The following is a 13,295-nucleotide window of genomic DNA, read 5'->3' on the forward strand; positions in this document are numbered from 1 at the left end:
CCGGGCCCGAACGACCCTTCGACCGACCGCACGGTCCGGGCATCGGGGCTTGGGCGGGCCTGTGACCAGGACATCCACAGGGGGGACACAGCAGGATGCACGAGGAACAGGAGTACACCGACTTCGCCGATCACGCGAAGTACGAGGAGTACGGGGAGTACGGGGAGTACGGGGAGTACGGGGAGTACGGGGAGTACGGGGACGAGCCGCCGCGCCGTTCGATCGCGCGCCGGGTCGCGTTGGTGGCGGTCGGCGGGGTGTTCGCCGCTCTGGTCGGGGTCGGCGGGTACGGCGCCTACAACCTGACGAGCGCCGTGTCGGGCGGCTCCTCCGGGGACGGGGGCGGCGACAAGGCGGCCGCCGCGACGCAGTCGCCGCAGCAGCCGCCGGACGCGGCACAGGCCGAGGCGGTCGCCAAGGACTTCCTGGCGGCTTGGGGTCGGGGGGACTTCACGGTCGCGGCCGGGCTGACCGACCGTCCGGAGGCCGCGCGGATGGCGCTGAGCGCGTTCCACGACGGGGTGCCGGCCAAGTCGCTCGCCCTGACCGGGACGGGCCCGGCCTCGTCCGGTACGCCGAGCGAGCCCGCCGTCGGGTTCAAGGTGCGGGCGGAGTTCGACGGGGCAACGGAGGCCTGGGAGTACGACAGTGTGCTGGGCGTCATGCGGGCGGCCGACGGGCGCACGCTCGTGCGGTGGGCACCGAGCGTGGTCCACCCCAAGCTCGGCGCGGGCAAGACGATCGCCGTGCGGCCGCTGCCCAACCCGGTGTCGAAGCCGACCGACCGCAAGGGCCGGCCGCTGGACTCCTTCCCGTCGCTGCGCAGCGTGCTGCCGCAGATCGCGCCCCCCGACGGCGCCACGGTGGTGACCGGACAGGCCGTGGTGCTGTCCGGCGGCGGGGCGCAGGATCCGGAGCAGCTGTTCGTCCTCACTCCGCCGAGCGCGCCGCAGGTCAAGCTGACCCTGGACGCCGACCTCCAGCAGGTGGCCGAGGAGGCGGTCAAACAGCAGTCGGCGGGCGGAAAGCCGGCCTCGCTGGTGGCCGTCCAGCCGAGCACCGGGCAGATCCTCGCGATGGCGTACGCCCCGCAGGGCGGATTCAACCGCGCGGTCGGCGGTGGGCAGCCGCCGGGTTCGACGATGAAGGTGATCACCTCGGCCGCACTGTTGGAGGCCGGGGTGGGCCCGGGCACCGTGGTGCCGTGCAAGGAGACCACCCACTCCCCGAGGACCTGGCACAACGACGAGCCCGGGGACTTCCCCGCCTACACGCTCACCGACGACTTCACCCACTCCTGCAACACCGGCTTCATCGACAAGGGTCTGGAGAAGCTGCAGCCGGGCACGCTGGCGACGGTGGCGCGCGAGCAGTTCGGTCTCGGCCTGCAGTGGCGCATCGGCATCCCGAGCCGGGACGCCACCATCCCGGTGCCGGGGAACAAGGACGAGGCGGCCGCCGAGTTCATCGGCCAGGGCCAGATCCAGGTGAACTCACTGCTGATGGCCTCGGTGGCCGCGACCGTGCAGAGCGGAACGTTCCGTCAGCCCGTGCTGCGGGAGGACGTCAAGCGCGTTACCGCGCCCGGAAAGCTGCCGACGGACGTCGCCCGCGACCTTCGCTCGATGATGGCCGAGACCGCCGCCCAGGGCACCGCCCGGGCCCCGATGTCCGGACTGAGCGGCCAGATCGGCGCCAAGACCGGCACCGTCGAGGCCGGTTCGGGCCAGGCCACCAACAGCTGGTTCATCGCCTACCGCAACGACCTCGCCGTCGCGGCCGAGGTCGAGGGCGGCGGCCACGGCAACAGCGCGGCCGGTGTGGCGGCGGCCCAGGTGCTGAAGGCAGGCGGCAAGGGCTGACGGTCAGTCCCGCACCGACGACCAGGCCCTGCTCAGGGCCGCTGCCATCGCGGGGCCTGGTCGTCGGGCTCGTCCGGGCCGGCGAAGTGGAAAGCCATCGCGAGGTGCTCGGCCGGCGCCCGGCCCGCCCGCTCGGCGCCCCCGGTCGCCATCGGTCCGGCCGCGGGACCACCGACGTCCAGGCCGAGCAGGTGTCCCTCCGATGCGGTCGTGCCGCGACGGTACCCAGCGCGACCGGGCGCGACCGGACACGACCGGGCGGGCCGAAGGTACGGGTACGGAAAAACGGCTCGCCCGGGCGGGGGGCAACTGCCACCATCTGAGCCATGATCAAGAGAATCGAGCCGGCCGACCGCTGGTGAGCCCCGCCGCCGGGCCGCACGCGCCCGAACGTCAACTCCGCCCGTACGACCATGCGGTGCTGCTGCACCGCCTGACTCCCGACCGACCGCTTCACCCGGTCCGCCCTCATTCGGGACGTGCTCTCCCGACTCCGCGAGGCCCCTCCACGCCTGTCGGCCGATCCGGCGTCGGCGGAGCTCAGGCCCGGGCCGGTGGCCGCCTGGTCGGTATGGAGAAGGGCAAGCTCCGCTATCTGGCGCCGACTCCCGCTCAGCTGCCCGAGATCCGGAAGACCGGGTAGCCGGGGGCGATCCGCAGCAGTTCCTCGGTCGGCGCGTCGGGGCCCCGCGCCCCAGGGCGCCCTGCCCGAGCGACTCGCCGGCCTCGCCGCGACCCTCGCCCCCGGGCTCCCCACCACACCCTCGCCCGCGCCGTCTCCGCCTGGGGCCAGCTCATCGGCCTCATCGGCTTCGAACTCCACGGCCACCTGGTCGGCTCCCTCGACCCCGCCGCCGACTTCTTCGCCCGGACCGCCGAACAGACCGCCGACACCATCGGCCTCCGACCGCACCACGACCGCACGACAACAGGACGAGCTCCACGCGCCGCCGCCCCGGCCGAAGCCACCACCTGGCGACCCGACCCCCTCGGCTGACGGTCAGTCGCCCAGCAGCCGCCGGGCGGCGAGGGCGAGCCTGGCGCGGGTCAGCCCGGCGGGGTCGGTCAGGTCGAACTCCAGGACCTTGGCGATCTGTTCGAGCCGCCGGGCGAAGCTGCTGTGGTGCAGGTGGAGGGCCTCGGCGGCGCGGCGGAGCGAGCCGGTGGCGCAGTAGGTGTCCAGGGTCTCCAGGTCCTCCGGGGCGGCGGCCAGCCTGGTGACGGCGACGACGTCGGCGTTCCCGCGCAGGGTGTCCGCGGGCAGCTCGGCCAGCAGCGCCAGCGCGCCCAACTCCGAATTCCCGACCGGGCCGTCCGTCGACGGGCCGCACCCGCGGATGTACGAGTCCTTCTACGGGAAGATCGACCCGCCGCGCGACTACAGCGTCTACGACCCGTCCTGGGTGGGCCCGGCGGCCGCGCTGGTGTCGACGACGGCCGACCTCAACCGCTTCTTCGCCCTGCTGCTCGACGGACGGATCGTCAGCCGCTCCTCGCTGGCTCAGATGCAGCGCACCGCCCCGGTCCACGCCTTCGACGGCACGACCATCGCGTACGGCCTCGGCCTGCACCGGGTCGACCTCGGCTGCGGCACCTACTGGGGCCACGACGGCAGTTCTCCGACCGGGCCGCGACGACTTCCTGACGCTTCCGCGGAACGCAGGACGGGCTGACGCGGCCGTACTCAGCAGTTGATGTAGCTCATCGATACCCTGGTGAAGTAGGTGCCCGAAGGGGCGTACATGGTGATGGCGCGGGACTTGCCCTTGCCGCCGGCCCAGTCGCTGTCGACGACACCGCCGTTGGAGAGGTCGGCGCGCACGAACGGACAACGGCCGTCCGCCCTGGTGTCGTGCACCGTTCCGACGATCTTGGTGTTGTAGTTGCACCACTTGCCGTTGGCGTAGCCCTCGGCGGACTTGATGCTCCAGTTCTGGGTGCAGGAGTCGGCGGCCGGGGTGGCCTGGGCGTCGGCCGCCGGGAACAGCAGGGCGGCGAGGGTCAGGGCGGCGACGGCGGCTCCGGGAACGGCGAGGCGGCGCTTGGACACGGGGACCTCCACACAGGGATGCACGATGGGCGTCTGCGCCGGGGTACCGGGGCGCGACCAACGCGCCCGCCCCCGGCGGCCCTTCGAGCCTGACGTGCCCGAACGACCGCCGTCAACGGCATGGTCGGGCACCCGTCGCCGCAGGCGCACCGGCACCGTCCGAGGACCCCAGGGGTGCGCGCCCGCACCAGACGGCCGACACCCGGGCCCGTCCGTCCGTTCTCGTCCCACCCGAACATTCGACCCCGTCGCATCCGCTGTCGAAGCGTCAGACGCCTCTGCCGTCAGCGCGGTCGGCTGCCGGTGAGCGCCCGCCGACGGCCCTTGGATCAGCACGGCGCCGTCCCGGTAGGCCCGCCGCCGCCCCCGCCACCGGATTGACGGCAGACGGCCCGCCGCAAGTCGACGAAAACGAAAAGCAAGGAGGTCGTCGCCTCCCTGCCAGTACCAACCTACCTCGCCCGGGGGGCCTTGCGGCAAGGCCCCGGTCATGGCGCAGAATCGTCGCCCGAGGCCGGAACATACGAAATCTTCGGTTCGCGACATACCTACGCCTTCGTCCCGCGTACAGGCCTCGCGCGAACCCATGGGGGAAGTACTGATGATCGACGTGATCGTGGTCGGCGGCGGGCCGACCGGTCTGATGCTGGCGAGCGAACTGCGACTGCACGACGTGCGGGTGGTGGTGCTGGAGCGGCTGACCGAGCCGACCTCGCAGTCCCGCGGCCGGGGCCTGCACGTGCGCAGCGTGGAGATGATGGACCAGCGCGGGCTGCTGGACGGGTTCCTCGCGGTGAGCGGGAAGTTCTCGGTCGGCGGCTTCTTCGGCGGCATCCACAAGCCGTGGCCGGAGACCATGGACACCGCCCACCCGTACGGACTGACCACCCCGCAGCCGGTCACCGAGCAGCTGCTGGGCGAGCACGCCCTCGAACTGGGCACCGACATCCGGCGCGGCCAGGAGGTGGTCGGGCTGACCCAGGACGAGGACGGGGTGAACGTCGAGCTGGCGGACGGCACGCGGCTGCGCTCGCGCTACCTGGTCGGCTGCGACGGCGGGCGCAGTACGGTGCGCAAGCTGCTCGGGGTCGGCTTCCCCGGCGAGCCCTCCAAGGTCGACACCCTGCTGGGCGAGCTGTCGCTGACCGAGGAGCCGGCGACCGTCGAGGCCGTCGTCACCGAGGTCCGACGGACCCAGCTGCGCTTCGGCGCCATCCCCCAGGGGGACGGGGTGTACCGCGTGGTCGTGCCCGCCGCGGACGTGGTCGAGGACCGCGGCACCGCGCCCACCCTGGAGGAGTTCCGGCGGCAGCTGACGGGCGTCGCGGGCACCGACTTCGGCGCGCACTCGCCGCGCTGGCTCTCCCGCTTCGGCGACGCCACGCGGCAGGCCGAGCGCTACCGGGTCGGCCGGGCCTTCCTGGCCGGCGACGCGGCGCACATCCACCCGCCCACCGGCGGCCAGGGCCTCAACCTCGGCATCCAGGACGCCTACAACCTGGGCTGGAAGCTCGCGGCCGAGATCCTGGGCTGGGCCCCGGCAGATCTGCTGGACAGCTACCACGCCGAACGCCACCCGGTGGGCGCCCGGGTGCTGGCCAACACCCGGGCCCAGATGACGCTGCTGGGCACCGAGGCCGGCCCCGCCGCGCTGCGGGAGCTGCTCTCGACGCTGATGGACTTCGAGGAGGTGAACCGGTACATGACCGAGATGGTGACCGCGGTCGGGGTCCGCTACGACCTCGGTGAGGGCCACGAACTGCTCGGCCGGCGCCTGCGGGACGTCCAGCTCAAGCAGGGGCGCCTCTACGAGCTGATGCGCGACGGCCGCGGGCTGCTGCTCGACCGGACCGGCGGCCGCCTCGCGGTGACGGGCTGGGCGGACCGGGTCGACCATGTCGTCGACGCGGGCGAGGAGTTGGACGTCCCCGCCGTCCTGCTGCGACCCGACGGGTACGTGGCGTGGGTGGGTGACGACCGGCAGTCCCTGCTGGACGCGCTGGCCCGGTGGTTCGGCGCAGCCGCCTGAGCAGCCCGGGCCGCCCACCTCGGGGTTTGACCCCGGCCTCCCCTTGTGGTGACGCCGAGTCAGTACATGTCACTTCGCTGGTTCTTGGGGAGAGCGTGGACAACCGGTTGCTGATCCGTGTCACCGACGCCGACCGGGGCGCCGCCACCTCGCTGCGGACCTGGCTGCGGGCCGAGCCCGAGCTGCGCGGCCGGGTCGAGCTGACGGCCGCGCCGCCGCGACCCGGTTCACTGGGCACGCTCGCGGACGTGCTCACCGGCGCGGCCGGCCCCTTCGAGTCCTCCTACCCGGGCGGCCGAGGGCCGTCGGCGAGCCGACGGTCCTCGGCGGCCGGTCATCCCAGGTCGGCGAGGGCCGCCTCCACGGCGCGGTGGAAGGTCGGGTAGGCGAAGATCATGTGCCGCATCCGGTCGAGCGGCACCTGGGCCTGGATCGCGACCGCCAGCCCGTACAGCGCCTCGCCGCCGGTCGGCCCGGCGGACGTCGCTCCGACGAGCACTCCCCGGTCGGCGTCGGCGACGAGCTTGATGAAGCCCTCGTTGCCGGCCTTGTGGATCCAGCCTCGGGTGGAGGACGGCAGCTGGGTGATGCCGGTGCGGACGGTCAGCCCGCCGTCGCGGGCCTGCTGTTCGGTCAGGCCGACGGCACCGATCTCCGGGTCGGTGAAGGTGACTCGGGGCAGGGCGCGGTAGTCGGCCTCGGGGCCGGGGTCGCCGAGGATGTCGCGGACGGCGATCTCGGCCTCGTACATGGCGACGTGGGTGAAGGCACCGTGTCCGGTGACGTCGCCGATCGCCCACAGGCCGTCGGCGGCGCGCAGCTGTCCGTCGGTGGGTACGGCGCGGGCGGCGGGGTCGAGTCCGACGGTGTCCAGGCCGAGTGCGCCGAGGTCGGCGCGGCGGCCGGTGGCGACCAGGAGCCGGTCGGCGGTCAGGAGTTCGCCGCCCTCCAGGTGGAGGGTGAAGGTCGGTCCGTCGTGCTCGGCACGGACGGCCCGGGCGCCGGTGCGGATCTCGATGCCCTCCCGTTCCAGGACCGGCGCGATCAGCCCGCCGACCTCTGGTTCCTCGACCGGCAGCAGGCGGTCCAGGGCCTCGACGACGGTGACGGCGGTGCCGAAGCGGGCGAAGACCTGAGCGAGTTCGAGGCCGATCGCGCCGCCGCCGAGCACCAGCAGGGATTCCGGCCGCTCCTTCGCCTCGATGGCGTTTCGGTTGGTCCAGTACGGCACCTCGGCCAGCCCCGGGACGGGCGGCGCGGTGGGGCGGCTGCCGGTGGCGATCACGACGCCGCGCCGGGCGGTGAGCTCCTGGCCGTTCACTGACACTCTCCTCGGGCCGGTGAGGCGGGCCCGGCCGCGGATGAAGCGGCCACCCTTGCCGATGAGCCGGTCGACGGCGACCTGGTCGTTCCAGTCGTCGGTGGCCTCGTCGCGGATCCGGTGCGCGACCGGGGTCCAGTCGGGGACGACCTGGGAGCGTCCGGCCATCCCGGGGACCCGCCGGGTCTCGGCGAGCAGGTTCCCGGCGCGGACCATCATCTTGCTGGGGATGCAGCCCCAGTACGGGCACTCGCCGCCGACCAGCTCGGCCTCGATGCCGATCACGTCGAGGCCGGCCTCCGCGAGGCGTCCGGCGGCGTGCTCGCCGCCGGGGCCGAGGCCGATCACGATCACGTCCGCCTGCTGCTGTTCGCTCATCGCCGGTTCTCCTCGTCGGGTCGACCCGTCACCCCCACCACGCTAGGGCCTGTCCGGCGGATGTGGTCGGATCAGACCGCGGCGTCCGAGTGCGTGCATCGCGAGGCGGAGGACGGGGGCACCTCCCAGCCGCCGCGCTGGGGGGAGAGTCCATGTGGTGGGGGCACCTCCCGGCCGAAGGCCGGGGGAGCGTCGCGGGCCCGGCACGATCCGCCGGACAGGCCCTGGACGCCCGGCCGACGACCGGCAGCGGACATGGCCGAGTCGCCACGCGGGCGGAAACCGGTCGGTGGCGCCACCGCTCGTACGGCCCCCGCAGGGGCCACCATGTGGTGCATTCGCCGGACCGCCCGGCCGAACCCTCAGACCCCAGGAGGAGAGCCTCGATGATGCGTGCGATCTGGAACGGGAGCCAGGAGCCGAAGCGGTGAACGAGGTGAACGATCCGTGCGACCTGATCGTGATCGGCGCCGGCAGCGCCGGGTACGCGGTGCTCATCGCCGAGAAACCGAAGGAGGTGTCGGCCCCATGACCGGCAGCGGCATCGTGTTCTACTGGCGGCCCGGCTGCCCGTACTGCACCTGGCTGCGGCGCGGCCTGCGGGCGAAGCGGTTGCCGTTCGGCGAGACCGACATCTGGTCGGCCCCGGAGGCGGCCGCGTTCGTCCGCTCGGTCGCGGGCGGCAACGAGACCGTTCCGACCGTGACCGTCAACGGGCACGCGATGGTCAACCCCAGCGTCGCCGAGGTGCTGGCCGCGGTGGCCGAGCACGCCCCCGGGTTACTGCCCACCGAGCAGCCCACGACACCGTGGTGGCACCGTCTGCGACGAGTTCGGCGGGTACGACCGTGAGCCGGGAGTCGGCGGCCCTTACTGCCGATGTGACGGCGACGACCCCCGCCCCGGGGCGGTTCGGGGGCACTGCACGTCGGCACGAGCAGGGCTGGCAAGCTGTGCTGGTCGGGCGCTGCTGGGCGCCCCTCGGCGAGGGGGTACTGATGGTGGGTGGAGCGGCGGTTCGGCGTGTGCCTCCTCTGGACCCGCAGGTGGGGGCGGCAGTGGGGGCCGCCGGCGAGCGGGCGCGGGAGCTGCTCACCCCGGAGTGCCTGGCGGCGTGGCAGGAGCGGGACATCGCCGCCCGGCCCCGTCCGACGCTCGACCGGTTGTGCGACGGTGGCCGGTTCGAGGTGGAGGAACTGCACGTGCCGCGGGCCGACGGCGGGGGCGACGTCACGCTCGTCAGCGCGCGGGCCGCCGGGGTCCGCGAGGCGCTGCCGTTGCTGTACTACCTGCACGGCGGCGGGATGGTGACGGGCAACGCGTGGTCGGTCCTGCCCCGGCTGCTGCGCGCGTGGGCGCTGCCGCTGGGGTTGGCGGTCGTGTCCGTCGAGTACCGGCTGGCGCCGCGTACCCGCTTCCCCGGGGCGGTCGAGGACTGCTACGCCGCGCTCGACTGGGTGGTCGAGAACGCGGACGTGTTGGGCGTGGACGCGCGGCGCGTGGTCGTCGGCGGCAAGAGCGCCGGCGGCGGGCTCGCCGCGGCCCTGGCGCTGCTGGCCCGTGACCGAGGCGGTCCGGCGCCGGTCGGCCAGCTGCTGCTGAGCCCGATGCTCGACGACCGCGGCCACACCTTCTCCAGCCACCAGATGGCCGGCCACGACACGTGGGACCGCACCTCCAACGCCACCGCCTGGCAGGCCCTGCTCGGCGACCGCTACGGCGCCGCCGACCTCTCCCCCTACGCCGCGCCGGCCCGCGCCACCGACCTGTCCCGGCTGCCCGCGGCGTACGTCGAGGTGGGGTCCGCCGAGACGTTCCGGGACGAGGCCGTCGCCTACGCCGACGCGATCTGGCAGGCCGGCGGCGACGCCGAGCTACACGTGTGGCCCGGCGCCTGCCACGGTTTCGACACCCTCGCCCCGCACGCGGTCATCTCCCAGGATGCCCACGACGCCCGCACCCGCTGGCTCCGGCGCGTCCTCCGACGGTGAACCCGGCTCGGACCGGCAGCGACGGGGCGATACCCAGAGCGGGAGATCCGCCCCGTCGCGCATCCGATTCCTCGCGCCGTGTCGTTTCTCCCGATCCGCGTATCATCCCGGCTCACGTGCGCTCTGTTGATCGCCGGCCGCCCCTGGGACGGGGGCCGGTCGGTCTCACCGGCGCGAAGCACCCGGAGTGGAGGGCCCCGTGTCAGCCGAGGTGGCCGATCCCGGGACGCTCCGCGCTCGGTGTCCGCTTGGCCCGTGGATGAACGGGTCGAGGGGGCCGGTGCCTGGGCGTTGATCCTGTGTTGATCGGGAAGTGGCAGCGTACGTCTGCCGCCGAAACCCGGCGGGCAACTCGGTAGAGAGGCGCACTCGGATGATCAAGCACCGCAGCAGCTCCCGTATCGCAGCCCGGCTCGCCTCCGTGGCGGTGGCCGTCGGGCTGGTCGTCCTGCCGCAGGTCGGCGCCTCCGCGCAGGCCCGGACGGCGGCCCCGGCGCAGGCGCAGGCGCACCAGATCACCGCGGACGGCACCGGTTCGGGTGGCGGCAACCGGATCGATGAGTGGAACGGCACCGGCGCCTGGTGCGTGTCCTGCCGGACGCCGAAGTAGCAGCAGCGACGATCACGCCTCGGCGGGCAGCCCCACCAGCTCGCCGAGGAGGGTGGCGACGTCGGCGACGTCCGGGAGGCCGAGGCGTTCGAAGATGACGTGCGCCTCGTGCAGCCGGGCCCGGGAGGCGCCGGGGCGGCCCAGTTCGGCGAGGGAGCGGCCGAGGACGACCAGTGCGTACCCCTGGTCGCGCTGGGCGCCGGCCTCCACGGTGATCGCCAGGGCCGTCTCGGCCTCCGCCGCGGCCTGTTCCGGCTGGGACAGGGCCAGCAGGGCCTCCGCGAGGCGCACGCCCGCCAGGGCCTCCCGGTCGCGGCGCCCGGCGGTGGCGGCGAGGGCCCGGCATTCGCGGCAGCGGTCGGCGGCCTCCTGGTAGCGGCCCAGGCCGTGCAGGGCGAGGCCCAGCACGTAGAGGGTGTACGCGGTGTTGGCGGCGTCGCCGAGCGCGCGGGCCTCGGGCAGGACCCACTCGCAGGTCTCGGCCGCCTCCGCCGCCTGACCGTGCCGCACCCGGGCCAGCGCGGCGTTGACGGTGCCGGCCACCGCGCCGGAGCGGTGGCCCAGCCGGCGGGCCAGCTCGACCGACTCCTCGAAGCGGCGGATCGCCTCCTCGTTGCGGCGCAGCGCCTGGGCGATCAGGCCGAGGTCGTTGAGCACCTGGCGCAGGATGACGGTGTCCCCGGCCGCCCGGCTGGCCCGCTCCGCGAGTTCGGCTTCCGTACGGGCCTCGTCCAGCCGGGTGGCGGCGAGCCGCAGGCCGCAGAGCAGGAAACGGGCCCGGCCCTCGGCGAAGCGGTCGCCGGTCGAGGTGGCGGCGCCGACCAGGGCCAGGACCGCCGCCTCCAGCCGGCCGCCGAGTTCGCCGGGGCCGAAGGGGCTGAGCGCGATCAACAGATCGGTGACGGCGCGGAGTTGATCGGCGGGTCCGGTCTCGGTGGCCAGTCGGCCGACCAGGGCGATCGCGCCGGGGCTCTCCGCCCGGACCCAGGTCCGCGCGGCGGGCAGATCGGCGAGCACCGGCCCGGACGGTCCCGGGGAATCGCCGCCGAGCGCCCCGGCCACCGGGTCGCCGGGCACCGCGAGCTGGAACGCCTCACGGGCGCCGGCCAGCAGGTGACCCAGCAGCCGGCTGCGCGCCGCCTCGGAGTCGGCCCCCTGGGCCCGTGAGGTGCGGCGGGCGAAGGCGCGCAGCAGGTCGTGGTAGCGGTAGCGGCCAGCGGTGAGCGAGTCGAGCATGGCGGCGTCCACCAGGGACTCCAGCAGCTCCTCGACCTCCTCCGGCGCGAGGTCCAGCAAGGCCGCGGCGGCGTCCAGGCCGAGGTCGGGCCCCTCGGCCCAGGCGGCCAGCCGGAAGGCGCGGGCCTGTTCCGGCGTCAGTTGGCGGTAGCCGAGTTCGAAGGCCGCGTCGACGGCCAGGTCGCCCATCCGTAGTTCGTCGATCCGGCGCTGCTCGTCGGCGAGCCGTTCGCTGAGGCTGGCGACGGTCCAGCGCGGGCGCGCGGCCAGCCGGGCGGCGGTGATCCGGACCGCGAGCGGCAGGTAGCCGCAGGCCGCCGCCAGGTCCAGTGCCGCCTGTGGCTCGGCCGCCAGGCGCTGGGGGCCGATCACCCGCCCGAGCAGGTCGACGGCCTCCTCGGGTGTGAAGACGTCCAGGTCCAGCTGGAGGGCGGTGGGCAGGCTGGTCGGGCGGGTGCGGCTGGTGACCAGGGTCGCGCAGTCGGGCGAGCCGGGCAGCAGCGGCCGGATCTGCGCGGTGTCGCGGGCGTTGTCGAGGACGACCAGCAGACGCCGGCCGTCGGTCAGTGAGCGGAACAGCGCGGTGCGGTCGTCGATGCTGTCGGGTACGGCCTCGGGGCGGGTGCCGAGCGCGGTCAGGAAGCCGGCCAGCACGTCGGCGGGGCCGGCCGGGAGGGCGTCGGCGCCGCGCAGGTCGGCGTACAGCTCGCCGTCGGGGAAGGCGCCCCGGGCACCGTGGGCGGCGTGCACCGCCAGCACCGTCTTGCCGACGCCGCCCATGCCGACCACGGAGACCACGGGCAGCGCGTCCCGGGCGGGGGCGGTGAGGGCGGCCCGGATGGCCTCGACCTGGGCGGCCCGACCGATGAAGTCGCCGGGTGCGGGCGGGAGTTGGGCTGGGCGGGGAAGACCGGCGGGCGACGCCTCCTCCACGGACTGCTCGGCCCACACGGGCGGGTCGTCCACCGTCTGGGCCTCGTCCGCGGACTCCTCCCCGTTCAGGATCCGCCGGTGCAGCTCGGTCAGCTCCGGCCCCGGCTCCACGCCGAGCTGGTCCACCAGCACCTCGCGCACGCGCCGGAAGGCCGCCAGCGCGTCCGCCTGCCGCCCGCTGCGGCACAGCGCCCGCATCAGCAGGCCGTGCGGCCGCTCGCGCAGCGGGTGCTCGGTGGTGAGCGCGGTCAGCTCGGGCACGCAGCGCGCGGCCCGGCCGAGCGCCAGGTCGAGCGCGATCCGTTCCTCCAACAGCGCGAGCCGCAGCTCCCCGAGCCGGTCGCGCTGGCGTTGCGCGTACGGGCCGGGGATCCCGGCCAGCGGCTCTCCCTGCCACAACTCCAGTGCCTCGTTGAGTAGTTGACGGGCCTGCGCGACGCGTCCGGCGGCGGTCTCGGCCTCCGCGCGGGCGGCCAGCCGCTCGGCCCGCTGCGCGTCCACCGCGCCCGGGGGCAGCACCAGCCGGTAACCGTCACCGAGCGAGACCAGGACGGCGGGTGTCCCGTGGCCGGGTTCCAGCAGTTTGCGCAGTCGCCAGGCGTAGGTGCGAACGGTGGTGGTCGCGGCCTGCGGCGGTTCCTCGCCCCAGAGCGCCTCGATCAGGTCGGCGGCACCGGCGGCACCGCCCGGGCGCAGCAGCAGGACGGCGAGCATCGCCTGCTGCTGCGGGCTGCCGAGCCGCAGCGCCGTACCGTCGCGCCGGCCGCGCATCGGCCCCAGCACCGAGAACCCGAGCTCCGTCTGGCCTTCGCCCACGCTGTCTCCCCCCGGCTCGGCCGCGGGTCGCGGCCGTCGATCTTCGTTGGTTGTCGCACAGGTTAGGCA

At 74.4% G+C, this 13,295-nt stretch carries 10 protein-coding genes and 1 pseudogene; 7 read left to right on the forward strand and 4 right to left on the reverse strand.

Annotation, left to right across the window (positions count from 1 at the left end):
• Positions 1-95: 95 nt before the first annotated feature.
• Positions 96-1,862, forward strand: a complete 1,767-nt coding sequence (locus ABZW30_RS15300) for a penicillin-binding transpeptidase domain-containing protein (protein ID WP_355671565.1) — start codon at positions 96-98, stop codon at positions 1,860-1,862.
• Positions 1,863-2,862: 1,000 nt separating this feature from the next.
• Here the strand turns inward: ABZW30_RS15300 and ABZW30_RS15305 are convergent.
• Complete coding sequence (locus ABZW30_RS15305) at positions 2,863-3,153, reverse strand: helix-turn-helix domain-containing protein (RefSeq protein ID WP_355671566.1); 291 nt, start codon at positions 3,151-3,153, stop codon at positions 2,863-2,865.
• Here ABZW30_RS15305 and ABZW30_RS15310 point away from each other — a divergent pair.
• Positions 3,152-3,478, forward strand: a pseudogene (locus ABZW30_RS15310) (serine hydrolase); the annotation flags it as partial. The gene ABZW30_RS15305 and the pseudogene ABZW30_RS15310 overlap by 2 nt on opposite strands.
• 68 nt (positions 3,479-3,546) lie before the next feature.
• Here ABZW30_RS15310 and ABZW30_RS15315 read toward each other — a convergent pair.
• Positions 3,547-3,912 (reverse strand): hypothetical protein, encoded by a 366-nt coding sequence (locus ABZW30_RS15315; RefSeq protein ID WP_355671567.1) that lies wholly within the window; start codon positions 3,910-3,912, stop codon positions 3,547-3,549.
• 601 nt (positions 3,913-4,513) lie between these two features.
• Between ABZW30_RS15315 and rox the strand changes: the two genes are divergently transcribed.
• Both rox and ABZW30_RS15325 read left to right on the forward strand, forming a co-directional pair.
• Entirely contained in the window at positions 4,514-5,941 is a 1,428-nt protein-coding gene (gene rox / locus ABZW30_RS15320; RefSeq protein WP_355671568.1) for a rifampin monooxygenase, read from the forward strand.
• A 95-nt stretch (positions 5,942-6,036) separates the two neighbouring features.
• The gene (locus ABZW30_RS15325; protein WP_355671569.1) at positions 6,037-6,327 is read left to right on the forward strand and encodes a hypothetical protein; all 291 of its coding nucleotides are present in this window, start codon (positions 6,037-6,039) and stop codon (positions 6,325-6,327) included.
• Here ABZW30_RS15325 and ABZW30_RS15330 read toward each other — a convergent pair.
• Positions 6,276-7,640, reverse strand: coding sequence for an NAD(P)/FAD-dependent oxidoreductase (locus tag ABZW30_RS15330; RefSeq protein WP_355671570.1), 1,365 nt, complete (start codon positions 7,638-7,640; stop codon positions 6,276-6,278). The genes ABZW30_RS15325 and ABZW30_RS15330 overlap by 52 nt on opposite strands.
• Before the next feature lie 528 nt (positions 7,641-8,168).
• Here ABZW30_RS15330 and ABZW30_RS15335 point away from each other — a divergent pair.
• The 3 genes from ABZW30_RS15335 to ABZW30_RS15345 all read left to right on the forward strand — a co-directional run bounded on the left by ABZW30_RS15335 (position 8,169) and on the right by ABZW30_RS15345 (position 10,241).
• Complete coding sequence (locus ABZW30_RS15335; protein WP_355671571.1) at positions 8,169-8,492, forward strand: glutaredoxin domain-containing protein; 324 nt, start codon at positions 8,169-8,171, stop codon at positions 8,490-8,492.
• Between the two features lie 173 nt (positions 8,493-8,665).
• On the forward strand, positions 8,666-9,631 hold the full coding sequence (locus ABZW30_RS15340; RefSeq protein WP_355671572.1) for an alpha/beta hydrolase: 966 nt from the start codon (positions 8,666-8,668) through the stop codon (positions 9,629-9,631).
• 373 nt (positions 9,632-10,004) lie between these two features.
• Complete coding sequence (locus ABZW30_RS15345) at positions 10,005-10,241, forward strand: hypothetical protein (RefSeq protein WP_355671573.1); 237 nt, start codon at positions 10,005-10,007, stop codon at positions 10,239-10,241.
• Between the two features lie 12 nt (positions 10,242-10,253).
• On the opposite strand, the gene ABZW30_RS15350 is transcribed toward ABZW30_RS15345, so the two are convergent.
• A complete protein-coding gene (locus ABZW30_RS15350; RefSeq protein ID WP_355671574.1) occupies positions 10,254-13,226 on the reverse strand; it encodes an AfsR/SARP family transcriptional regulator in 2,973 nt (990 codons plus the stop codon).
• Positions 13,227-13,295 lie beyond the last annotated feature (69 nt).

This window comes from Kitasatospora sp. NPDC004669, assembly GCF_040609455.1.
Lineage (GTDB): Bacteria > Actinomycetota > Actinomycetes > Streptomycetales > Streptomycetaceae > Kitasatospora.

Excerpts from the sequence above, each read along its gene's own strand:
- ABZW30_RS15330 (WP_355671570.1), bottom strand. The coding sequence starts at position 7,640 with ATGAGCGAACAGCAGCAGGCGGACGTGATCGTGATCGGCCTCGGCCCC.
- ABZW30_RS15300 (WP_355671565.1), top strand. The coding sequence starts at position 96 with ATGCACGAGGAACAGGAGTACACCGACTTCGCCGATCACGCGAAGTAC.
- ABZW30_RS15345 (WP_355671573.1), top strand. The coding sequence starts at position 10,005 with ATGATCAAGCACCGCAGCAGCTCCCGTATCGCAGCCCGGCTCGCCTCC.
- ABZW30_RS15335 (WP_355671571.1), top strand. The coding sequence starts at position 8,169 with ATGACCGGCAGCGGCATCGTGTTCTACTGGCGGCCCGGCTGCCCGTAC.
- rox (WP_355671568.1), top strand. The coding sequence starts at position 4,514 with ATGATCGACGTGATCGTGGTCGGCGGCGGGCCGACCGGTCTGATGCTG.